Genomic DNA, 22152 nt, shown 5'->3' on the forward strand with positions numbered 1-22152 from the left:
GCACCGCTGCGTCACCGCAATGTGACACTCGCCTGCCAAAACCCTGTCTGCAAACCGAAATCCCGGAGGACCGGATGACCGAGACGATCCTGGCCAATGCCATGCTGGTGCTGCCCGAGGGCGTTTGCCCGGGGCATCTGGTGCTGCGCGACGGGCTGATCGCCGAGATCGGCATGGGCCGCGCGCTGCCCAAGGGCGCGCTCGATTGCGCGGGCGATCTGCTCGCGCCCGGGCTGATCGAGCTGCACACCGACAATCTGGAGCGCCACATCGAGCCGCGTCCGAAGGTGGCCTGGCCGCATGCCGATGCGATCATCGCCCATGATGCGGAACTCTGTTCGGTGGGGATCACCACGGTCTTCGACGCGCTGCGGGTGGGCTCGATCGGGCCCTCGGGCGGGCGCTCGGATTACCGCGAATATGCCCGCGCGCTGGCCGATGAAATTCTGGGGATGCGGGCGCGTGACGGCTTTCGGATCTCGCATTACCTGCATCTGCGCGCCGAGGTCTGTTCGGAAACCCTGCTCGACGAGCTGACGAAATTCGGGCCCGAGGATCGCGTGGGGATCGTGTCGCTCATGGATCACACCCCGGGCGAGCGGCAGTTTCGCGACCTCTCGAAGCTGCGCGATTATGTGCGCAAGAAGCATGGGCTGAGTGAGGCGGAATTTCTCGCGCATGTGGAGCAGGAAAAGGCCCTGAAAGCCCGGCACGGCGCCGCGCATGAGGCCGGTGCGGTGGCGGCGGCCTCACGGCTGGGCGCCGTTCTGGCCAGCCATGACGACACCACGGCAGAACAGGTTGCCGTGTCGCGCGGCCACGGGGTGCGCTTCGCCGAGTTCCCGACCACCTTCGAGGCCGCCAGCACCTGTCGCGATCATGGCATCGCGGTGATGATGGGGGCGCCGAACCTGATCCGCGGCGGCTCGCATTCGGGCAATGTCGCGGCGCAGGCGCTGGCCGAGGCGGATCTGCTCGACATCCTGTCCTCGGACTACGTTCCCGGCGCGCTCCTGTCGGCGGCGCTGATGCTGGGCGATATCTGGGGGGACACGGCGCGGGGGATCGCCACGGTGACCTCGGCGCCCGCGAAGGCGGTCGGCCTCGCGGACCGCGGAAGGATCGCCCTTGGCTTGCGCGCGGATCTGATCCGGGCGCACCGGGTCGAGCGCACGGCGGCGCTGCGCGGGGTATGGGTCCGCGGGCGGCGCGTCGGCTGAGGGAAGAGCCACCGCACGGGTCAGGGCCGCAGGCTGTCCCTTGTGCCCTCGCCTGAGCTTGGCGAGGGCAGGGGCAAAGCGGGTCTCAGCCCGCCTCGCCGCATTCGCCCAGCGCGACTTCCAGCGCCGACTGGATATCCTCGACCAGATCGGCCGTATCCTCGATGCCGAAGGATATCCGCACCAGCCCGGGGGTGATGCCGATCGTCGCCCGGTCCTCGTCACTCAGGTTCTTGTGCGTCGTCGTCGCCGGATGCGTCGCGATCGATTTCGCATCGCCCAGGTTGTTCGAGATCGAGACCACATCCAGCGCGTCGAGGAAGCGGAAGGCGATGTCCTTGCCGCCCTCGAAATCAATCCCCAGCATCGTGCCGCCCGCGCCCATCTGCGCCATGGCAAGCGCATGCTGCGGATGGCTCGGCAGGCCCGGATAGATCACGCGGCTCACATGCGGATGGCCCTCGATCGCCTCGGCCACGGCCTTGGCGGAGGCTGCCTGTGCGCGCACCCGCAGATCGAGCGTCTGCAGACCATTGAGCAGCAGCCACGCATGGAACGGGCTCATCGCGCCGCCGGTGTGTTTGACATAGGTCTCGAGCGGGCCGCGGATGAACTCTTTCGTGCCGCAGACGACGCCGCCGAGCACGCGCCCGCCGCCGTCGATATGTTTCGTCGCCGAATAGACGACGACATCGGCGCCCAGATCGACCGCGCGCGAAAAGATCGGGCTGGCGAAGGCATTGTCCACGACGACGATGGCGCCGACCGCATGGGCGATCTCGGAGACGCCCTTGATGTCGATCACCTCAAGCCCCGGGTTCGAGACGCTTTCGAAGAAGCAGATCTTCGTGTTGGCCTTCACCGAAGCGCGCCAGTTTTCCAGATCGGCACCGTCGATCAGCGTCACCTCGACGCCGAACCCGGCCAGCACCTTGAGCACATGCAGGCACGAGCCGAACATCTGCCGCGCCGCGACGACATGATCGCCCGCCTTGAGGATGCAGGTCAGCGCGCCGTTGATCGCCGCCATGCCGGAGGCACAGGCAAAGGCATCCTCGGTGCCCTCGATCGCGGCCATCCGGTCTTCGAACATCCGCGTCGTCGGGTTGCCGTAACGGGCATAGATGAATTCGTCTTCCCCGGCCTCGATGAACCGCGCTTCGGCGGCGCTCGCCGAGGGGTAGATGAAGCCCTGCGTCAGGAACAGCGCCTCGGCCATCTCGCCGAACTGGCTGCGCCGGATGCCCTCGTGGACCAGTTTCGTGCGTGTGCGCCACTCGCTCATCGTCGTCTCCCAAGGGCTCGTGCAGAATTTTCCCGGATAAGCCTCTGTTTGGCATGGGTCAAGGCCGGGGTCGCTTCGAAGGGTTAAGAGAATCACATGCGACACGAAAATGACGTGCGCAACAGACCCGAGGAGGTGCCCAATGAAAGTCGTATCCATCGTAGGCCCATCGCAGGCCGGCAAGACCACGCTTGCCGAGGCGCTGGCCACGCTCGAAGGGGCAAAGCCGCGCAAACATGTGCTTTTCGGCGAAACCGCCGTGACGCGCTTCGCTTTCATGGGGGAAGACTGGGCGCTTCTGGATGCGCCCGGAGGGGCCGACCATTTGCCACAGCTTGGCCCGATGCTTGCCGCGTCGGATGCCGTTGTTTTGTGCGTTCCCGCCGAGGCCGAGGCCGCGGTGCTGTGCGCGCCCTATCTGCGGCTGGTCGAAGCCGCGAACCTGCCGACCTTCATCTTCATCAACAAGATCGACGTCGCGCAGGATCGCACCAGTGAAATCGTGGCGGCGTTGCAGACTTTCTGCCCGCATGGGATCGTGCTGCGGCAGATCCCGATCCGCAAGGATGGCCATGTGATCGGCGCGGTCGATCTGATTTCCGAACGCGCCTGGGAATATCATGATCACGCCCGGTCCTCGCTGATGGAGCTGCCCGCCGAGATCCGCGACCGCGAAGCCGAGGCGCGGGCCGAACTGCTCGAACATCTGGCCGATTTCGACGAGACGCTGTTGACCGAACTGATCGAGGATCAGCGGCCGATGACCGACGAGGTCTATGAGGTCTCGACTAAGGTCTTGCAACATCACGATCTTCTGCCCGCGCTTCTGGGCTCGGCGAGCCACGGCAATGGCATGATGCGGCTGATGAAGAGCCTGCGTCACGAAGTGCCGGGCGTGGCCGAAACGAAGGAACGCATCGGCGCGCTGGCCGTGGGCGCCTTGGCCGATACCGTCAAGCACCTTGGCAAGACCGTGCTCGTCCGTGCGCTGGCCGATGGCGTGGCACCGGGGGCGAAGCTCTGCGGGGCGGCTGTGGGGTCGATCGTCGATGTCGATGGCAAGACCCAGTTGGGTGCGCTGAAGGCGGGCGAAATCGGACTGACCGTGAAGACCGATCACCTGAGCCTGACCGGGCCGCTTTACACCGCCGAAGGCATCGCGCCGAACCCCGACTGGATGGCGGCGCATGCGGCGAACCACAGGCTCATCCTCGAGCCCGAGAACGAGCGCGACGAAACCCGTCTGGCGGCGGCGCTGCCGAAACTGCTCGAAATCGATCCCGGCCTGACGCTCGGCACCGATCCGGCGAGCGGCAAGACCGTGCTGGGCACGCAGGGCCCGCTGCATCTGCGCCGGACGCTTGAAAAGCTTGATGCCGATTTCGGCATCAAGGTCGGCACGGCGCCGCTGACGGCGGCTTTGTGCGAAACCATCACCGGCTCGGCGCAAAAACAATACCGTCACCGCAAGCAATCGGGCGGGGCGGGGCAGTTTGCCGATGTGGTGATCGAGGTCAGCCCGCTCGGCCGCGGCGAGGGCTTCCGCTTCACCGAGACGGTGAAGGGCGGCGCGGTGCCGCGCAACTACATCCCCTCGGTCGAGGCGGGCGCGCGCGAGGCTCTGGTGGCCGGTCCGAAGGGCCATCCGGTGGTCGATCTGGCGGTGAACCTCTCGGACGGCAAGCACCATGCGGTCGACAGCTCCGACCATGCCTTCCGCACCGCGGGCAAGATGGCGCTGCGCGAGGCGATGGCGGAGATTGGCACGGTCGTCCTCCAGCCGGTCTCGAAAGTGGTGATTTCGGTGCCGTCGACCTATGCGGGCGGGCTTTCGCCGCTTGTGTCTGGCCTCAAGGGGCAGGTGCTGGGCTTCGAAGCCGATCCGGCCGCGAAGGGCTGGGATCTGTTCGAGGCGCTGATGCCGGCGTCGTCGCTCTCCGAGCTGTTCCAGTCGCTCGGCGGCGCCACCCGTGGCACGGCCAACTTTGTCGCGACGCTCGATCACTACGAAGAGCAATATTGAGCGCCTGATCGAAACGAGGAAGGGCGGTCCCGCGGGACCGCCCTTTGTCATTTCGATGTCGCGTGCTCAGCGGCTGATCGAGCGCTGATTGTCGGCGCCGATCACGACGATCTTCGTCACCTCGGCCAGCATGACATTGTCGATGAAGGCCGCCGCCGTCACGTCGCGCGACTGCGGGGTGCTGACGCGGCTCGCGGCCGGGCTTTTCGGATCGGGCCAGGCGACAACGAAGCGATAGGTCATGACGCCCTCGACGGGCTTGCCGTCATTCTCGGCCAGAAGCTTCGCGCCCCACCAGCCCTGCGTCGGCGTCTGGCCGGTCGCGGCGACGATGGCGCCGCCCTGCGTCGGGTTCACCTCCAGCGCGGTAACCTGCGCGATCAGCTCGCGCGGGTCTTCCTTGACGTCCGGATAGCCCTCTTTCGGCGCGAGCGTCATCACCTGTTCATGCTTGAACCAGTTCCACGGGTTCAGCTTCGACTGTCCGCAGCCCGCGAGCGCCAGCGCCAGCGCAAGCGAAAGGGCCACGGGGGCAGGGCGGGCACGCAGGAACATGAGGCACCTCGGAGCGGCTGGGTCGGTCTTGCCTTTGGGTAGCCGATCCGGCCCGGTTTGAAAAGCGGCGTTTGGCCCGGCGCTTGCACGGGCTGCCGCCTGCCTCTTGCCGCGCCGCCGCATGAGGGCTACGCAGGGGAAAACGCAGGAGTTTCCCATGGCCAGCCCCGCTTTCGAAGAGATCGCCGAAACCTTCGACTTCCTGGAAGATTGGGAGGATCGCTATCGCCATGTGATCGAACTGGGCAAGGCGCTGCCGCCCTTGGACGAGGCGCTGAAAGTGCCCGCGACCAAGGTCGAGGGCTGCGCCTCGCAGGTCTGGCTGATGCCGCGCATCGCGGGTACCGGCGCGGGGGCGGTCTTTGATTTTGAAGGCGCCTCGGATGCGATGATCGTGCAGGGGCTGATCGCGCTTTTGCACGCGCTTTATGCCGGGCTTTCAGTGACCGAAGTGGGTGCGGTCGATGCGAAAGCCGAACTTGGGCGGCTTGGTCTGAACGAACATCTGAGCCAACAGCGCTCGAACGGTCTGGCCGCGATGGTCGAGCGTATCCGCAAGCTCGCCGCCGAGGCTGCCGCCGCCTGATCCGGCGTTGCGACCCTGCACGCCTGCACAGATCCTGCGCGTCCTTCCCTCTTTGCGCAACGACGTGGCTTTGCTACGTTTTTGCGAAAGGAGCATGACATGACACAGAGCGCACATCGCCCGGTCGTGGGGGTCATCGGCAACCGCGGGCTGATCAACGACCGCTACCCGATCCATGAGGGCGGGCAGATGAACTCCTGTGCCATTTCCAATGTCTCGGGCTGTCTGCCGCTGCTCATTCCCGCCGATCCCGAGATGGTCTCGGTCGAGGAGCTGATGCAGGTCTGCGACGGCTTTTTGCTGACTGGCGGGCGGCCGAACATCCATCCCTCGGAATACGGTCATGAGGCGACCGAGAAGCACGGCTTTTTCGACCGCGCCCGCGATGCGATCACGCTGCCGCTGGTGCGGGCCTGCGTCGCGGCGGGGCAGCCGTTTCTGGGCATCTGCCGCGGCTTTCAGGAGGTGAACGTGGCGATGGGCGGCACGCTGCACCCCGAGATCCGCGAATTGCCGGGCCGGATGAACCACCGGATGCCGCCCGAAGGCACGCTGGAAGAGGCTTTCGCGCTGCGCCACAAGGTCGTGCTGACCCCGGGCGGGCGGTTTGCCAGCCTCTTCGGCACCGAAGAGGTGGTGACCAACACCCTGCACGGGCAAGGAATTTTCGAACCGGGACCGCGCATCGTGATCGAAGGCCGGGCCGAGGATGGCACGCCCGAGGCGATCTATGTGAAGGATGCGCCGGGCTTCACGCTGGCCGTGCAGTGGCACCCAGAATGGAATGCGCAGAACGATCCGGTGTCGCGGCCGCTCTTTTGCGCCTTTGGCGATGCGGTGCGCAAGTTTGCCGCCGCGCGCGGGTGACGCGCGGCGCGAAGGGCGTATTTGGGCCAAGAAGAAAGAACCGTCAGGTCAGGTATTTCGACGCTTCCTTGCGGGCGAAGGTCTTGAGCGTCGCGCCATGTTCGGCGAGCCAGTCGGCGACGGCCTGCGCGTCGTGTTTCGACAGTTCGCGCAGCCACCACGCGATCGCCTTCTGAATGAACCAGTCGCGGTCCGGGGCAAGACGGACACACCAGCCCAGAATGCGGGCGCGGGCGGCCTGTTCGGCGGCATCGGGGTGGTTCGATTTCGTGAAGGGCAGCGTCATGACGAGCGTCGCGCGGCGGGTCCACATGGTGTCGGCGTCAAGCCAGGTTTCGATCTCGTCGAGCCGCTCGGGCGCGCCCGCAAGCCGCCGTCCGCCCGCATTGCAGGCGTGATCGGCAATCGCCCAGGCGTCGAAGCCGGGCACCCAGCCCGCGATCGTGCGCCAGACCCCGTCATCGGGGCGGATGCGGGCCTGCGTCAGCAGTTTCGCCGCTGCAACTTTGGCTTCGTGGATATCGCTCTGCCAGAGCCCGTCGGCCAGCGCGATGCGTTCATCGAGCGTCGCCTGCGCCCGCCAAAGCCGCGCCATATCTTCGATCAGCGGCACTGGCACGCCCAGATAGCGCCGTTCCACCTTGTGGTAAGCCGCGGCGCCCGCGGCCTTTTCCGCATCGCCACAGGCTTCGAGTGCGGCGATCGCCTCGGCCAGAGTGGGGGGCGGGCCGAGGTCGTCACCCTCGGCCTCTTCCTCATATTGCGTATAGGCCGCATCCGAAGCCGCATAGGCGGCGGCCTCGGCGGCCAACGCCGATTCTTCTGCAGTGAGCGGCCGGTCCTCGGCGACGATCACCCGGCTGCCGCGCTTCCGTGCCATCACTCCACCGTCACGGATTTTGCAAGGTTGCGCGGCTGGTCGACATCCGTCCCCTTGGCGATGGCGGTGTGATAGGCCAGCAGTTGCGCGGGCAGGGCATAGAGGATCGGCGCGAAGGGCTCGGCCACTTCGGGCAAGCGCAGCTGCGCCCAGGTGCCCTCGGCGGCGGCGATGCCCTTGCTGTCGGTGATCAGAAGCACCTTGCCATGCCGGGCCATCACCTCCTGCATGTTCGACACGGTCTTGTCGAAGAGCCGGTCATGCGGCGCGAGCACGATCACCGGAACCAAGCGGTCGATGAGCGCAATCGGCCCGTGCTTGAGTTCGCCCGAGGCATAGCCCTCGGCGTGGATGTAGCTGATTTCCTTGAGTTTCAGCGCACCTTCCAAGGCCAGCGGGAACATCGGGCCGCGCCCGAGGAAGAGGATGTCCTGCGCCTCGGCCAGTCGCTCGGCCAGTTTCGCGATGTCGTTCGAGGTGGTCAGCGCCGCATTCATCAGCCCCGGCAGCGCGCGCAGGGTATCAAGATGCCCCTGCACCTGATCCGCGCTCAGGTGGCCGCGGTCGATGCCCGCTTTCAGCGCCATCACCGCCAGCACCAGCAACTGGCAGGTGAAGGCCTTGGTCGAGGCGACACCCACCTCGACCCCGGCAAGGATCGGCAGGGCCAGATCGCATTCCCGCGCGATCGAGGACGAGGGCACGTTCACCACGGCAATGGTTTTCTGAACCTTTTCCGTGCAGTAGCGCAGGGCGGCGAGGGTATCGGCGGTCTCGCCCGATTGGCTGACGAAGATCGCGTAGCTTTTCGCGGGCAGTGGCGGCTCGCGGTAGCGGAACTCGGACGCCACATCGATTTCGCAGGGCAGGCCCGCCAGTTGCTCGAACCAGTATTTCGCCACCGAACAGGCGTAAAAGGCCGTGCCGCAAGCCACCAGCGTCAGCCGCTCAAGACCCGAAAAATCCAGCTCGGCAGGCAGGTTGACGCCCTCGGGCGTGAGGTAATGGCGCAGCGCATCGCCCAGAACCACCGGCTGCTCGGCGATTTCCTTGGCCATGAAATGCTTGTAGCCCGCCTTTTCGACCCGCGTCGACGAGAGGTCGATCCGGGTTTCCTCGCGGTTCGCGCGCCGCCCCTCGGCGTCGAAGATCTCGGCGCCGGCACGGGTGACGAAAGCATAGTCGCCCTCGGCCAGATAGGTGATGCGGTCGGTCACCGGCGACAGCGCAATCGCATCCGAGCCCACGAACATCTCGCCCGCGCCGTGCCCGATGGCGAGCGGCGAGCCCTTGCGCGCGGCGATCAGCAGATCGTTTTCACCCTCGAACAGCCACAGCAGCGCAAAGGCGCCTTCGAGCTTTTTCAGCGTCGCCACCGCGGCCTCGCGGGGCGCCAGACCGCGGTCGATGAACATCCGCGTCAGAAGCGCGACGGTTTCAGTGTCGGTCTGGGTTTCGGGGGTGATCCCGGCCTCGGCCAGTTCGGCGCGCAGCTCGCGGAAATTCTCGATGATGCCGTTATGCACGACCGCCACCGGACCCGAGCGATGCGGATGCGCATTGCCAAGGTTCGCCGCGCCATGCGTCGCCCAGCGGGTGTGGCCGATGCCCGCCTTGCCCGCCAGAGGCTCGTGCACGAGAAGGTCGGAGAGGTTGACCAGCTTGCCCACGGCGCGGCGGCGGTCGAGCCGACCTTCGTTCACCGTGGCGATGCCCGCCGAGTCATAGCCCCGATATTCCAGCCGCTTCAGGCTTTCGACCAGCAGCGGCGCAACTTCATGAAAGCCAAGAACGCCAATGATCCCGCACATTTAAATGCCTTTCTTCTGCGCGGCCTTCTTTGCGCGCAGCATGTCGAACAGTTTCGTCGCCAGCCCCGGCCTGTTCACCTGTTTCGCCCGGCCGAGCGCAATGGCGCCCGCCGGGACATCCTCGGTGATCGTCGAGCCCGAGCCCGTCAGCGCGCCATCGCCCACCGTGACCGGCGCGACCAGCATTGTATCAGATCCGATGAAGGCATTCGCGCCAATCGTGGTGCGATGCTTGAAAACGCCGTCATAATTGCAGGTCACCGTGCCCGCGCCGATATTGGTGAACTCGCCCACGTCGGCATCGCCGAGATAGGTCAGATGCCCGGCCTTGACGCCCTCGCCGAGGATCGAATTCTTCACCTCGACGAAATTGCCGATATGCACGTCTTCAGCCAGTTCCGCTCCGGCGCGCAGCCGTGCGAAGGGGCCGACGGTGGCCCCGCGCGAGATGTGGCAGTCTTCGAGATGACAGAAGGCCTCGATCGTCGCCCCGCTTTCGATCGTGACGCCGGGGCCGAAGACGACATTCGGCCCGAGCACCACATCGCGGCCGATGCAAGTGTTGAGCGCGAAATAGACCGTCGAGGGATCAACCATCGTCACGCCGTTTTCCAGCGCCTCGGCGCGGGCGCGGGCCTGAAAGGCGGCCTCGGCGGCGGCAAGCTCGGCGCGGGTGTTGATGCCCAGCGTCTCGGCCTCCTCGCAGCGCACCACCTCGGCCACATAGCCCTTGGCGCGGGCGCTGCCGACGATGTCGGTCAGGTAATATTCGCCCGAGGCATTGTCGTTCCCAAGCTCGCGCACGAGCATCGCCAAAAGCGTGGCGTCGCAGCAGATCACCCCGGAATTGCAAAGGGTTATCGCGCGTTCTTCCGCGGTCGCATCCTTGAATTCGACAATCCGCTCCAGCCGGTCGCCCTCGGCGATCAGCCGCCCGTAGCGGCCCGGATCGGCCGCCTCGAAGCCCAGTACGACGACATCGGCGGTGCTTTCGACCAGAAGTTCCAGCGTCTCGGGCGAGATGAAGGGGGTGTCGCCGTAAAGCACGACGATCTTGCCCTCGAACATCGGGATCTGCATCAGCGCCTGCGCCACCGCATGCCCGGTGCCGAGCTGCTGTTCCTGCAACGCGATCTCGGCCTCGGGCTCGAGCTTGCGCACGGCCTTCTCGACCAGATCGGCGCCGTGCCCGACGACGACCACCACCCGCTCGGGATCGAGCCGCTGCCCCGCCGCGAGCGCATGCGCGACCAAGGGCGCGCCGCCCAGTCTGTGCAGCACCTTCGGCAGGTCGGAATTCATGCGGGTGCCTTGGCCTGCGGCCAGGACAATAAGGGCAATGGCCATGAGGACGCCTTTTCTTCTGCTCGTGCCTGTTTTACCGATACCATATCTCGCTGCAAGAGGGCGAGGATCACGCAATCTTTCGGGGGCGTAACAGTGACGACGATGGCGGGCACGGTGGTTTTCGATCTGGACGGCACGCTGGCCGATACCTCGGCCGATCTGATCGCGGCGGCGAATGCCTGTTTCGTCGCGCGGAGCTTGGGCGCGGTGCTCGATCCCGTCGCGGATGCGGCTACGGCCTTTCAGGGCGGCAGGGCGATGCTGGCGCTTGGTCATGCGCGACTTGGCACGCCCGATGCCGCGCCGATCGTCGCCGAGGATTACTTCCGCCTGCTGCTGCATTACGGCGAGAATATCTGCGTGCACACAAGGCTTTATCCCGGCGCTGCCGGGGCGGTGGCGGCGCTGCGGGCCGCCGGTTATCGCACCGCGATCTGCACCAACAAGCCCGAGGCGCTGGCGGTGCAACTGCTTGATGCGCTGGGGATCGCGTCCCTTTTCGATGCGCTCGTCGGCGCCGACACCTTGCCCACCCGCAAGCCCGATCCCGCGCCCTACCATGCGGCGGTGACGCGCGCGGGCGGTACGGTGGCGCGGTCCTTGCTTGTGGGCGACACCGCGACCGACCGCGAAACCGCGCGGGCCGTCGGCGTGCCCTGTCTCCTCGTCGCCTTCGGTCCCGAAGGCCGCGCGATCGAACGCCTTGTCCCCGAGGCGATGCTCGACAGCTTCGCCGATCTGAGCCTGCGCGTGGCGCAATTCCTGCCGCGCCATGGCTGAGGCCGTCCTGCATCCGCGCCGTGCGACGATCTTCATCCTGATCGTCGTCTTCTTCGACATGGCGGGGGTCGGGCTGATCCTGCCGGTGCTGCCGAAGCTGATCGAAGAGGTGGGCGGGCTGCAACTGAACGACGCGGCGCAGATCGGCGGCTGGCTTTATGCGGTCTATTCGCTGGCGCTTTTTCTGACGGCGCCGCTTCTGGGCGCGCTCTCTGATCGCTTCGGACGGCGGCCGCTTTTGCTTTTGTCGTTGGCGGGGCTTTGCATCGACTACGTCCTCTGCGCGTTGGCGCCCTCGCTTTTGTGGCTTTTCCTCGCGCGGAGCGTCGCGGGGATTTGCGGCGCGACGCAGGGAATCGCGAATGCCTATGTCGCCGATTTCACCGCGCCCGAGGACCGTGCCCGGGCCTTTGGCTGGCTTGGCGCGGCGCTGGGGCTTGGGTTCGTGCTCGGCCCGGCCTTGGGCGGGCTTCTGGGCGCCTTTGGTCCGCGGGTGCCGTTCTGGGCCGCCGCCGCGCTGGCGGCGCTCAATTTGCTCTGGGGGCTCAGGGCGCTACCGGAAACGCTTGCGCCCGAGAACCGCCGCGCCGTGGTCTGGCGCGAGGCGAACCCGTTCGGCATCCTGACGGTCTTTCGCCGCCACAAGGGGGTGCTGCCGCTGGTGGCGATCTATGCGCTCTATTTCTTTGCCTCGGCGGTCTATCCGGCGGTCTGGTCCTATTGGGGGATCGCGAAATTCGGCTGGTCCGAGGTCACGATCGGCGTCTCGCTGGCCGCTTTCGGCATCGTCTGGGCGCTGTTTCAGGGGCTGCTCACCGGCCCGGTGGTCAAGCGGCTTGGCGAACGGCGGGCGGCGCTTCTGGGTCTGGCCATCGCCTGTCTGGCGGCGGCGGGCTACGGGCTGGTGCCCGGCATCGTTGGCGTCGTGATCTTGCTGATCTTCCACGGCCCCGAGGGCTTCGCGCAACCGGCGCTGACCGCGATGATGTCGGCGCGGGTGCCTGAAAGCGAACAGGGCGCGTTGCAGGGCGGCCTTGGCGCGGTGACCAATCTGATGATGCTCGCAGGCGCGCTGTTCTTTGCGCAGGTCTTCGGCTATTTCCTCTCCGACGCGGCCCCGGTGCAAAGCCCCGACGCCGCCTATTTCGTCGCGGCGGTGCTTTTGGCGGTGCCCTTCGCGATGCTGATGCGCAGGAAAGCGACATGACGGACGAGGTCTTTACCGGCAATTTCACCCAGCAGGAACCGATCGACGAGGCGGCGATTGCGGTCGCCGTCGCGGTGCTGCGCTCGGGTCGGTTGCATCGCTACAACGTCGCCGCGGGCGAGATCGGCGAAACCGCGGCGCTCGAGCTGGAGTTTGCCGCCTTCACCGGGGCGAGATACTGCCTCGCCGTCGCCTCGGGCGGCTATGCGATGGGCTGCGCCTTGCGCGCTGCCGGGGTCGGGCCGGGGGATCGGGTGCTGACGAATGCCTTCACGCTCGCGCCGGTGCCCGGGGCGATCGCCGCGCTTGGCGCCGAGCCGGTCTTCGTCGAGGTCACCGAGGATCTGGTGATCGATCTGCAAGACCTTGAGGCGAAAGCGAAAACTGCAGGTGCGCGGGTGCTGCTTCTGTCGCATATGCGCGGCCATATCTGCGACATGGACCGGCTGATGGAGATCGCCACGGCCGCCGGGCTGCTGGTGATTGAGGATTGCGCCCATACGATGGGGGCAAGCTGGCGCGGCGTGGCCTCGGGGCGGCATGGGGCGGTGGGCTGCTATTCGACGCAGACCTACAAGCACATGAATTCGGGCGAGGGCGGTCTGATCGTCTCGGACGATCCGGTGCTGATGGCAAAAATGATCCTGCTTTCAGGCTCTTACATGCTCTATCCCCGGCACGCGGCAGCGCCGCCCGCCGAGGTCTTCGAGACGCTGAAATACGACACGCCCAATGTCTCGGGGCGGATGGACAACCTGCGCGCGGCGATTCTGCGGCCGCAGATCCCGACGCTGCCCGACCGGATCTTCCGCTGGAACGGGCTTTACCGGGCGCTGGAGGCGGGGCTTTCTGCCACGCCGGGGCTGCGGGTGATCGACAGACCCCAGGCCGAAGCCTTTGTCGGCTCGTCCTTCCAGTTTCTCCTGCCCGGTTGGGCCGGTGATCGTATTCTGGCACTCGTCACAACCTGCGCCGCGCGGGGAGTGGAGCTGAAGTGGTTCGGCGCTGCCGAGCCCGTGGCCTTCACCTCGCGCCATCAAAGTTGGCGCTATGTCCCCGCGCAGCCCTTGCCGCGCACCGATGCGGTGCTGGGCGGTTTGCTCGATCTGCGTCTGCCGCTGACCTTCTCCGAGGCCGATGCGGCGCTGATTGCCCGTATCGTCGATGAAGAGGTGCGCCGGGCTCAGCCCTGATCGCCCAGAAGCCGTTCCTGCCAGGCGGCGTTGTTGATCGGCGCCTCGGCGAGCGCGAATTCGAAGCTGGCAAAGGCGCAGGGCAGGCGCAGCGTGATGTCGGCCAGCACCAGCCGCTCGGTTCCGAAATCATGCGCCTCGGCCTCTTCGGTCAAAAGCACCACCGAGAGGTCGGGGCGGTTGAGCCGCAGCCGCATCAGCGGTTCGGCCATTTCGGCAATGCCGCCGAGCGTGTCGAGATCGACGAGCAGCAGCGCGCCCTGCGGCGCCGACCAGACCGGTGCGGTCGGATGCAGCGCGCCGATGCGGCGGAAGGGCAGGCCGTGATCGGCAAACCAGTCGAGACAGATCAGCCCCGGGCCGCTGCGATGCGACAGGAAATAGACGACCGAGACGGCCTCTTCATCAAGGCTGTGAAACCGGGCCGGCTCAATCACGGCGGCTTGCGGCACGGCAGCGGGGCCCGCAAGCTCTGCAATCGGGGTGATCGAGGGGCGCTGCGCGGCCACCAGCGCCTCGGGCCGGGGCGCGCTGCGGCCGATGCGCGTCACGCCGATCCCGACCGCGGTCGGGCCGGTCGCGACGGGGGCATCGGCGGCGGCGATGACGGCGGCGGGCCAGCTGATCGCACGGTCCGGCGCCGGTGCCAGAGCGGCGCGCATCCGCGCCAGGATCCGCCCCAACCATGGTCCGAAAGCGGGCGCTTGCGCGACGGGCTGCGAGGGGTGATGCGTCCAGATCATGCGGGCCTCCCTGACCTTAACCTGAGCTAAAGGTTAATTGCCGTTAGGGAATTTCGGCAATGTGTCGGAGGGATGCCGCGGAGCGCGAAAGGATAGACCGGGCTGCGCGGTCGGAGTCGCAAGCGCCCTGAAGATGTGATCAGGGCGCCGTTGCGGGGGTGGCAGAGAGGCTGGCGCAGGTCTCGGCCCAGACGGTGGCAAGCGAGTCGAGTACCGCCAGCGTCGTGGTTTCGGGCACGCTGCCCGGGCTTGCAGTGCGCAGGGCAAGGTCGATCGCCTTGAGCCGGTGATAGAGCCGCTCGGCCCCGAGCAGCGCCGCAGAGCCGGCGAATTTATGCGCGAGCGCCGCGGTTTCCGCGGGTTTCTCCTGCGCCGAAGCACGCGTCAGCGCGGCCAGCATCGTCTCGCCTTCGGTCAGGAATCGCTGCAGCGTCAGCGCCATCATCTCCGGCCCGAGCGACAGCGCCAGTTCGGCCCGCGTGTCGGCGTCCAGCAACGGGTGTTCCGCCGCGGAGGCAGGGGCGGTTTCGGGCGGCAGGGTGAGACTGCGGTCGCGCAGGCGTGGGCACAGCTCTTCGGCCAGAACCTGATCCAGCAGCTTGCGGGTGATCGGCTTCGAGATCACCCGGCAGACCCCGGCCGCCTCCAGCCGGGCGCGGGCCTCGGGCAGCACGTTCGCGGTGACCGCGATGAAAGGCGTGTCACAGTTCGGCCCGGTGCCCGAGCGGATCGCCTCGGTCGCGTCGACGCCATTCATCCGCGGCATGTTCAGATCGATCAGCACCACGTCAAAGCGCCGCTCGGCGGCCTTCTCGACGGCTTCGACGCCATCGCGGGCTTCCTCGAATGTGTGACCGGCGCGGCGCAGCATTTCGCACATCACGACGCGGTTGATGTCATTGTCCTCGACCACGAGCACGTCGATCGACATCGGCAGGCGGCTTGGCGGTGCCCCGTCGGTGTTGCAGGGCTGCGCCGGGGCGGCCGCCCGGACGGGAGCGGAGCTCGCCGGGGCCGCGGGCGCCGGGGCGGGTCTGCTCAGCACCACCGGCGCGGGCAGGCTGATCCAGAAGGCCGAGCCCTGACCCACATCGCTTTCGACCCCGATCTGACCGCGCATCGCCCGCATCAGGCGCCGGGCGATCGACAGACCAAGGCCCGAGCCGGTCGCCTCGCGCGAGAGTTCGGGGTCCAGCGTCACGAAATCGTCGAAAATCCGCTCGGTCTCGCCCGCCGGGATGCCGATCCCGGTGTCGATGACGCGGTATTCGAGCAGGCCCTGATCGCGGTGATATTCCGCCTCGAGCGTGATCGCGCCGTCGCGGGTGAATTTGATCGCATTGCCGACGAGGTTCAGCAGCACCTGCCGGATCCGCATCGCATCGCCTTCGACGAACTCGGGCAGCTTGCCTTCTGCGCGCGCTTTCAAGGCGTTGCCACGCGCAGCTGCGCCCGCCGCCTGCATCTGCACGATCTCGTCAAGCACCGACATCGGGGCAAAGGGCTCGCGCGTCAGCGACAGCTTGCCCGCGTCGAGCCGTTCGACATCAAGCGTGTTGTTCACATGCGTCAGCAAGATCTCGCCCGCCTTTTGCATCGAGGCCAAAAACGCAGTCTGACTTTCGTCGAGCGGGGTTTCGCGCAACAGATCAAGCGTGCCGAGCAGCCCATTGAGCGGCGTGCGCATCTCGTGGCTCATGACGGCGACGAATTCGGCCTGCGCCTGCTCGCCCGCCATCGCGGCATCGCGCGCGTCGATCAGCTCTTTCTCGGCGGCGACGCGGTCGGTGATGTCGCGCATGTAGCCGACGAAAATCTCTTTCCGGCCGATGCGCGTGGCGGTGACCGAAATCTCGGCCGGGAAGACCGAGCCATCCTTGCGCCGTGCTTGCAGCCCGATCAGCCCATGCCCCGCGATCCGCGGCACGCCGCCGGTGCGGTAGCGTTTGAACCCCGCCAATTTCGCGGATTTCATGTTGTCGGGCACGATCAGCTCATTCAGATGCCGGCCCATCGCCTCATCGCGGCTGTAGCCGAAGACCCGCTCGGCCGCGCCGTTGAATTCGAGCACGAGGCCGTCCTGATCGACGACGATCACCGCATCGAAAGAGGTGCCGATCACTGCCTCGAGCCGGGCTTTGGCGGCCGAGAGCGAGCCGGTCTGCCGCATCCCGAAGCGCCAGAGCGACCAGGTGATGACAAGCCCGGCCGTGATCGCGGCGAGCAGCGCCGTCGTCAGCGAGGCCAGCAGCATCAGCGAGGAAAACACCTGTTCGCGTTGCTGCTTGGCATCTTCGGCGAATTTCCGCACCCCTTCGAGCGAGACGGTGCGGACGTCGTGTTCGAGCGCCTCGGCGCTGCGGCGCAGATCGGGCAGGGCGGGGCCAAGCGCTGAGGGACCGGCGTCGACCAGCGTCGCAGCCTGGTGCAGGAAGCTGTCGATGCGACGGATCTCGGTGCCGGCGACCTCGGGGGTGACGATGGCGGTGAAGCCGCGGCCCTCCAGTATCGTGTGCACGCGGCTGTAGAAGATGTCGAAGCTGCGGCTGAATTCCGCGATCGTCTCGGGCGCGTCCGGCTTGGCGCGTACGAGGGCGCCGTCCATGTGGAAATACTCGACCTCGAGCTGGGCAAGCGTCCATTGCAGGCTGTCGGAATTGGCGATGGCCAGGTTGTCGATTTCCGACTGCACCATCACGCCGTAGCGATAAAGCGCGCCCACCGCGCCAAGAAACAGCACGACCAGTCCCGCGATCAGGAAGGGGCGCAGACGCTGACGCGTGTCGGGCAACGAAAGGGAACTGTCGGACATGAAACCGATGTGCAGTTGGGGGCAAGTGACCCGGATTACGGCTGGACCTCGATCCGGTCGACTTGCCAGACGGACCGGGAATAGACGACTTCGTTGCGGAATTCTGAAGCGGAATCATAGGGGTAGACGAGCCAGAGCGGCCCTTTGTCGCGCACGGTCATCAGCTTGCCATCGCGGTGATCGGCGAGCAGCGCCCCCCCCGCAGCGATGTCCGAGACCGGGATCTGCACCGAGTAATCGTTGATCGCGGTGATCTTCAGCGTGCCGTCGGTCACGCCCAGACGATCGAGCAAGGCGCGCAATTCGATCCCCGAAAAGGCTTGCACCCCCTCGGTCCAGATCGTCGAGGTCTCGAAATTCGTGCGCGGCAGCGCGGCCAGCATCGTCGCATCGAATTTCGCGGCGCCCTCGGCATTGGTGACACCGATCTTGCCGGTAACGGTGAGCATGACTGTCCCTGTCGGCGCGTCGAGCGGTGCGGCCGCGACAGGGGCGGGCGACTCGGCCAGCGCGCCCTGCGCATGCAAGGTGAAGCCCGCGGCGGCGAGCAGGGACAGACTGAGGATCACGGCGGCCATCGCCGTCTTGGTGGTGCTGCGCATGTCTTTCCCCCGTTTGATCATGCCCGATCGCGGGATTGTCGCATAGCCCTACGGTCAAGCCATGCTGAATTAAGTATATTTACCTATCCGAAGGGATAGGATCACGCTCCGAAACGGTAGGTCCGGTGTCGCTTAGGGCGATGCCCGCCGAAACTTCCCGCCGCGGTCTTGAAATAGCCCGCTTTCTTTAAGATTACCTTTCTGCAACCCCTGCGAGAGAGCCGCGGGGCGAGATTTTCGGAGGTGAGGGTGAGACTTCTGATTGCCGACGACCATGATCTCGTGCGCGATGCGATTGCGGCGCTGTTGCGCGCAGGCGGATGCGACGAGGTTGCGGTGGCGGGAACACTGCCCGAGGCGCTTGCGGCGGTGCAGGCCGCGGGGAGCTTCGATCTGGTGCTGCTTGATTACGACATGCCGGGCATGGAGGGAATCGAGGGGCTGATCGAGATGAAGCGCACGTTTCCCGCGCAGGCGGTGGCGATCATCTCGGGCGTTGCCCGTCCCTCGGCCGCGCGCGAGGCGCTCGATGCCGGGGCGATCGGTTTCGTGCCGAAGGCGATGCCGGCGCGCTCGATCATCGGGGCGGTGACGCTGATGGCCTCGGGATCGGTCTTTGCGCCCTTCGACTTTCTCAAGCAGGAGGAACCACCCAGTCAGGGCGGCCTGTCGGCGCGGGAAACCGAGGTTCTGCGCGGCATTTGCGCGGGGCGGACGAACAAGGAAATCGCCCGCGAGATGGACCTGCAGGAGGTCACGGTGAAGCTGCATGTGCGCACGCTGACGCGCAAGATCGGCGCGCGCAACCGCACCCATGCTGCGATGATCGCCCGCGAGAACGGCTGGTTTTAAGCGCATTCCCGCGGGCGGGGTTTGTAAAGGCGGTGCCGAAGCACCGCCTTTCGCCGCCGGATCGAGTGGGACGGCGGCGCGCCGATCCGCCTATTGGGTCAGGCGCGGACCGGCTTGTCGGGTCATCTGCGGCTGGGGAAGGGCACCACCTCTGCAGACCGGTCGCGCTCTGCGCGCGAAGAGAAGGGCGAGACCCGGCGCGGCCGCAGCGGCGCCGCCGGGGCAGGGTGCGGAAAGACCACCGGTTCCATCCGCTCGATCGCCCGGGTGATTGCGGCGGAAACCTCGGCAAGCCCCTCGTTACGGCAATAATCGTTCATCTCGATCAGCACGGCATAGATCCAGGCGTGCTGACTGGCGGTGGCGATCGGGCTCATGGCGCTGCTCTCCGTCGTTATTCGTTAAGAAATCTTTACCAATTCATCCCGCCCTTGGCGCGTGCGCGGAAGGCCATCGGCGGGTATCGAAAGTGCACAAACTATCCTTTCGTATAGTCGGCCCGCGCGAAGTGACGTTGCGGCACGTCCGCTTGACGGAATCGCCCTCTCCGGAAATAAATGAACAAGCGTTCAATAACGGGGAGGGGCAGATGTTCACGGGCTCGATGCGGTTCGATCTGGGGGAAGATATCGCGGCGCTGCGCGACATGGTGCAGGCTTGGGCGCGCGACCGGCTGGCGCCGATTGCGGCCAGGGTCGATCGCGACAACCTCTTCCCGAACGAGCTTTGGCCGGAGATGGGGGCGCTCGGTCTTCTGGGCATCACCGTGCCCGAGGAATACGGCGGCGCAGGCATGGGCTATCTGGCGCATGTGGTGGCGACCGAGGAGATCGCCCGGGTCTCGGCCTCGATTTCGCTTTCCTACGGGGCGCATTCGAACCTCTGCGTCAACCAGCTGAAGCTGAACGGCTCACCTGAGCAGAAGCGCAAATACCTGCCCGATCTGGTCAGTGGCGCAAAGATCGGCGCGCTGGCGATGAGCGAGACCGGCGCGGGCTCCGATGTCGTCGGCATGAAGCTGCGGGCGGAAAAGCGCGGTGATGTTTACGTGCTGAACGGCCACAAATACTGGATCACCAATGGCTGCGATGCCGATACGCTGGTGGTCTATGCGAAAACCGATCCGGGCGCGGGCTCGAAGGGGATCACCGCCTTCCTCATCGAAAAGGGGATGAAGGGGTTCTCGACCTCGCCGCATTTCGACAAGCTCGGCATGCGCGGCTCGAACACGGCGCAGCTTTTCTTCGACAATTGCGAGGTGCCTGCGGAGAACGTGCTCGGCGCCGAGGGCAAGGGTGTGCGGGTGCTGATGTCGGGGCTCGATTACGAGCGGGTGGTGCTGTCGGGGATCGGCACGGGGATCCTGATGGCCTGCCTTGACGAGGTCGTGCCCTATGCCCAGACGCGCGAGCAGTTCGGCCAGCCGATCGGGACTTTCCAGCTGATGCAGGCGAAGATCGCCGACATGTATGTCGCCGCCAATACCGCCCGCGCCTATACCTACGAGGTGGCCAAAGCCTGCGACCGCGGCGAGGTCACCCGGCAGGATGCCGCGGCGACCGTGCTTTATGCCTCGGAACAGGCGATGGTGCAGGCGCATCAGGCGGTGCAGGCGCTTGGCGGGGCAGGGTTCCTGAATGACTCGACCGTCTCGCGGCTCTTCCGCGATGCGAAGCTGATGGAGATCGGGGCGGGCACTTCCGAAATCCGCCGCATGTTGATTGGCCGCGAACTGGTGGAGGCGAAATGAAGCTGACCTCCGCCGCCCTGCCAAGTTCCGAAACCTTCCGCGCCAATCGCACCGCGCATCTGGCGCTCTTGGACCACGTGCGCGAGGCCGCCGCCCATGCCGCCGCGGGCGGCGGGCCGGAGGCCACGAAACGCCATGTCGCCCGCGGCAAGATGGCCCCGCGCGAGCGGGTGGCGGCTTTGCTCGACCCGGGCAGCCCGTTTCTGGAAATCGGCGCCACCGCCGCGCATGGGATGTATCACAACGCCGCGCCCTGCGCGGGGGTGATCGCGGGCATCGGGCGCGTGAGCGGGCAGGAGGTCATGGTGGTCGGGAACGACGCCACCGTGAAGGGCGGCACCTATTACCCGATGACGGTGAAGAAGCACCTGCGCGCGCAGGAGATCGCCGAAGAATGTGCGCTGCCCTGCGTCTATCTGGTGGATAGTGGCGGCGCCAACCTGCCCAATCAGGACGAGGTCTTCCCCGACCGCGACCATTTTGGCCGCATCTTCTACAATCAGGCGCGGATGTCGGCCAAGGGCATTCCCCAGATCGCCGTCGTCATGGGGTCGTGCACCGCGGGCGGCGCCTATGTGCCCGCGATGTCGGATGTGACGATCATCGTGAAGGATCAAGGCACGATCTTTCTGGCCGGTCCGCCTCTGGTGAAAGCCGCGACGGGCGAGGTCGTCAGCGCCGAGGATCTGGGCGGTGGCGATGTGCACACGCGGCTCTCCGGTGTGGCTGATTATCTGGCCGAGGATGACGCCCATGCGTTGGCGCTCGCCCGCCGGGCCGTGAGCCATCTGAACCGCGCCAAACCCGCGACGGTGCAATGGCAGAGCCCCGAAGATCCGGCCTATGACCCAGAAGATATCCTCGGCGTCGTGCCCGCGGATCTGCGCACCCCCTATGACATCCGCGAGGTGATCGCCCGGGTGGTCGATGGCTCGCGCTTTGACGAATTCAAACCGCGCTTTGGCGAGACGATCGTCACCGGCTTCGCCCATGTGATGGGCTGCCCCATCGGCATCATCGCCAACAACGGGGTGATCTTTTCCGAGGCCGCGCAAAAGGCCGCGCATTTCGTCGAGCTCTGCTCGATGCGGAACATCCCGCTTGTTTTCCTGCAAAATGTCACCGGCTTCATGGTCGGGCGCAAATATGAAAACGAGGGCATCGCCCGGCACGGGGCAAAGATGGTGACGGCTGTGGCCACGACGAACGTGCCAAAGATCACCATGCTCGTTGGCGGTTCCTTCGGTGCGGGCAATTACGGGATGGCGGGCCGCGCTTATTCGCCCCGGTTCTTGTGGACCTGGCCCAACTCCCGCATCTCGGTGATGGGCGGCGAACAGGCGGCGGGCGTCCTCGCCACGGTCAAGCGCGAGGGGATCGAGCGCAAGGGCGGGCACTGGTCCCCCGAGGAAGAGGCCGAGTTCAAACGCCCGACGCTCGAGATGTTCGAGCGCCAAAGCCAGCCGCTCTATGCCTCGGCGCGGCTTTGGGACGACGGCATCGTGGACCCCCGCAAGACCCGCGATGTGCTGGCGCTGAGCCTCTCCGCCAGCCTCTGCGCGCCGATCGAGGCGACCCGCTTCGGCCTTTTCCGCATGTAACTTTCCATGCCTCCGGCGGAGGTATTTGCAGCAAGATG

19 protein-coding genes are annotated in these 22152 nt (G+C 66.3%); 10 read left to right on the plus strand and 9 right to left on the minus strand.

Annotated features, from left to right (window positions below):
- Nucleotides 1-74: 74 nt before the first annotated feature.
- On the plus strand, nt 75-1220 hold the full coding sequence (locus tag C8J30_RS00695) for an alpha-D-ribose 1-methylphosphonate 5-triphosphate diphosphatase (protein ID WP_110803814.1): 1146 nt from the start codon (nt 75-77) through the stop codon (nt 1218-1220).
- Nucleotides 1221-1305: 85 nt separating this feature from the next.
- Here C8J30_RS00695 and metZ read toward each other — a convergent pair whose 3' ends face one another.
- Entirely contained in the window at nt 1306-2505 is a 1200-nt protein-coding gene (gene metZ / locus C8J30_RS00700) for an O-succinylhomoserine sulfhydrylase (RefSeq protein ID WP_110803815.1), read from the minus strand.
- A gap of 142 nt (nt 2506-2647) precedes the next feature.
- Between metZ and C8J30_RS00705 the strand changes: the two genes are divergently transcribed.
- Nucleotides 2648-4528: an elongation factor G gene (locus C8J30_RS00705; protein WP_110803816.1), complete on the plus strand. Its 1881-nt coding sequence runs from the start codon at nt 2648-2650 to the stop codon at nt 4526-4528.
- A 66-nt stretch (nt 4529-4594) separates the two neighbouring features.
- Here the strand turns inward: C8J30_RS00705 and C8J30_RS00710 are convergent, their stop codons facing one another.
- On the minus strand, nt 4595-5083 hold the full coding sequence (locus C8J30_RS00710; protein WP_146227838.1) for a hypothetical protein: 489 nt from the start codon (nt 5081-5083) through the stop codon (nt 4595-4597).
- A gap of 157 nt (nt 5084-5240) precedes the next feature.
- Between C8J30_RS00710 and C8J30_RS00715 the strand changes: the two genes are divergently transcribed.
- Both C8J30_RS00715 and C8J30_RS00720 read left to right on the plus strand, forming a co-directional pair.
- The gene (locus C8J30_RS00715; protein WP_110803818.1) at nt 5241-5669 is read left to right on the plus strand and encodes a SufE family protein; all 429 of its coding nucleotides are present in this window, start codon (nt 5241-5243) and stop codon (nt 5667-5669) included.
- Between the two features lie 99 nt (nt 5670-5768).
- The gene (locus C8J30_RS00720; RefSeq protein ID WP_110803819.1) at nt 5769-6536 is read left to right on the plus strand and encodes a gamma-glutamyl-gamma-aminobutyrate hydrolase family protein; all 768 of its coding nucleotides are present in this window, start codon (nt 5769-5771) and stop codon (nt 6534-6536) included.
- Nucleotides 6537-6579: 43 nt separating this feature from the next.
- Here C8J30_RS00720 and C8J30_RS00725 read toward each other — a convergent pair whose 3' ends face one another.
- Genes C8J30_RS00725 through glmU form a run of 3 tightly spaced genes read right to left on the minus strand, consistent with a single transcriptional unit; the run spans nt 6580 to nt 10574 of the window.
- Nucleotides 6580-7419: a DNA alkylation repair protein gene (locus C8J30_RS00725; RefSeq protein ID WP_110803820.1), complete on the minus strand. Its 840-nt coding sequence runs from the start codon at nt 7417-7419 to the stop codon at nt 6580-6582.
- A complete protein-coding gene (glmS, locus tag C8J30_RS00730) occupies nt 7416-9227 on the minus strand; it encodes a glutamine--fructose-6-phosphate transaminase (isomerizing) (protein ID WP_110803821.1) in 1812 nt (603 codons plus the stop codon). The genes C8J30_RS00725 and glmS overlap by 4 nt, the downstream gene beginning before the upstream one ends.
- Complete coding sequence (glmU, locus tag C8J30_RS00735; protein WP_110803822.1) at nt 9228-10574, minus strand: bifunctional UDP-N-acetylglucosamine diphosphorylase/glucosamine-1-phosphate N-acetyltransferase GlmU; 1347 nt, start codon at nt 10572-10574, stop codon at nt 9228-9230.
- Between the two features lie 102 nt (nt 10575-10676).
- Between glmU and C8J30_RS00740 the strand changes: the two genes are divergently transcribed.
- From C8J30_RS00740 to C8J30_RS00750, 3 genes are read left to right on the plus strand one after another with little or no spacing between them, the layout of a single operon-like run.
- Nucleotides 10677-11354: an HAD-IA family hydrolase gene (locus tag C8J30_RS00740; protein WP_110803823.1), complete on the plus strand. Its 678-nt coding sequence runs from the start codon at nt 10677-10679 to the stop codon at nt 11352-11354.
- Complete coding sequence (locus tag C8J30_RS00745; protein WP_110803824.1) at nt 11347-12561, plus strand: MFS transporter; 1215 nt, start codon at nt 11347-11349, stop codon at nt 12559-12561. The genes C8J30_RS00740 and C8J30_RS00745 overlap by 8 nt, the downstream gene beginning before the upstream one ends.
- Nucleotides 12558-13754 carry a DegT/DnrJ/EryC1/StrS family aminotransferase gene (locus tag C8J30_RS00750; protein WP_110803825.1) on the plus strand — a complete coding sequence of 399 codons (1197 nt, stop codon included), beginning with the start codon at nt 12558-12560 and terminating at the stop codon, nt 13752-13754. Before C8J30_RS00745 ends, C8J30_RS00750 begins: the two co-directional genes overlap by 4 nt.
- On the opposite strand, the gene C8J30_RS00755 is transcribed toward C8J30_RS00750, so the two are convergent.
- From C8J30_RS00755 to C8J30_RS00765, 3 genes are all read right to left on the minus strand, one after another.
- Nucleotides 13745-14497, minus strand: coding sequence for a hypothetical protein (locus C8J30_RS00755; RefSeq protein ID WP_110803826.1), 753 nt, complete (start codon nt 14495-14497; stop codon nt 13745-13747). The genes C8J30_RS00750 and C8J30_RS00755 overlap by 10 nt on opposite strands.
- Before the next feature lie 139 nt (nt 14498-14636).
- Nucleotides 14637-17309 (minus strand): hybrid sensor histidine kinase/response regulator, encoded by a 2673-nt coding sequence (locus tag C8J30_RS00760; protein WP_110803827.1) that lies wholly within the window; start codon nt 17307-17309, stop codon nt 14637-14639.
- A gap of 35 nt (nt 17310-17344) precedes the next feature.
- Entirely contained in the window at nt 17345-17911 is a 567-nt protein-coding gene (locus tag C8J30_RS00765; protein ID WP_110804260.1) for an oxidoreductase, read from the minus strand.
- A gap of 249 nt (nt 17912-18160) precedes the next feature.
- Between C8J30_RS00765 and C8J30_RS00770 the strand changes: the two genes are divergently transcribed.
- Nucleotides 18161-18763 (plus strand): response regulator transcription factor, encoded by a 603-nt coding sequence (locus tag C8J30_RS00770; protein WP_394341893.1) that lies wholly within the window; start codon nt 18161-18163, stop codon nt 18761-18763.
- A gap of 122 nt (nt 18764-18885) precedes the next feature.
- Here the strand turns inward: C8J30_RS00770 and C8J30_RS00775 are convergent, their stop codons facing one another.
- The gene (locus tag C8J30_RS00775; RefSeq protein WP_110803829.1) at nt 18886-19140 is read right to left on the minus strand and encodes a hypothetical protein; all 255 of its coding nucleotides are present in this window, start codon (nt 19138-19140) and stop codon (nt 18886-18888) included.
- Nucleotides 19141-19352: 212 nt separating this feature from the next.
- Between C8J30_RS00775 and C8J30_RS00780 the strand changes: the two genes are divergently transcribed.
- Both C8J30_RS00780 and C8J30_RS00785 read left to right on the plus strand, forming a co-directional pair.
- Nucleotides 19353-20513 carry an acyl-CoA dehydrogenase family protein gene (locus C8J30_RS00780; protein WP_110803830.1) on the plus strand — a complete coding sequence of 387 codons (1161 nt, stop codon included), beginning with the start codon at nt 19353-19355 and terminating at the stop codon, nt 20511-20513.
- On the plus strand, nt 20510-22114 hold the full coding sequence (locus C8J30_RS00785) for a carboxyl transferase domain-containing protein (protein WP_110803831.1): 1605 nt from the start codon (nt 20510-20512) through the stop codon (nt 22112-22114). Before C8J30_RS00780 ends, C8J30_RS00785 begins: the two co-directional genes overlap by 4 nt.
- Nucleotides 22115-22152: the final 38 nt, after the last annotated feature.

Origin of the sequence: Rhodobacter viridis (genome assembly GCF_003217355.1) — a bacterium.
Lineage (GTDB): Bacteria > Pseudomonadota > Alphaproteobacteria > Rhodobacterales > Rhodobacteraceae > Rhodobacter > Rhodobacter viridis.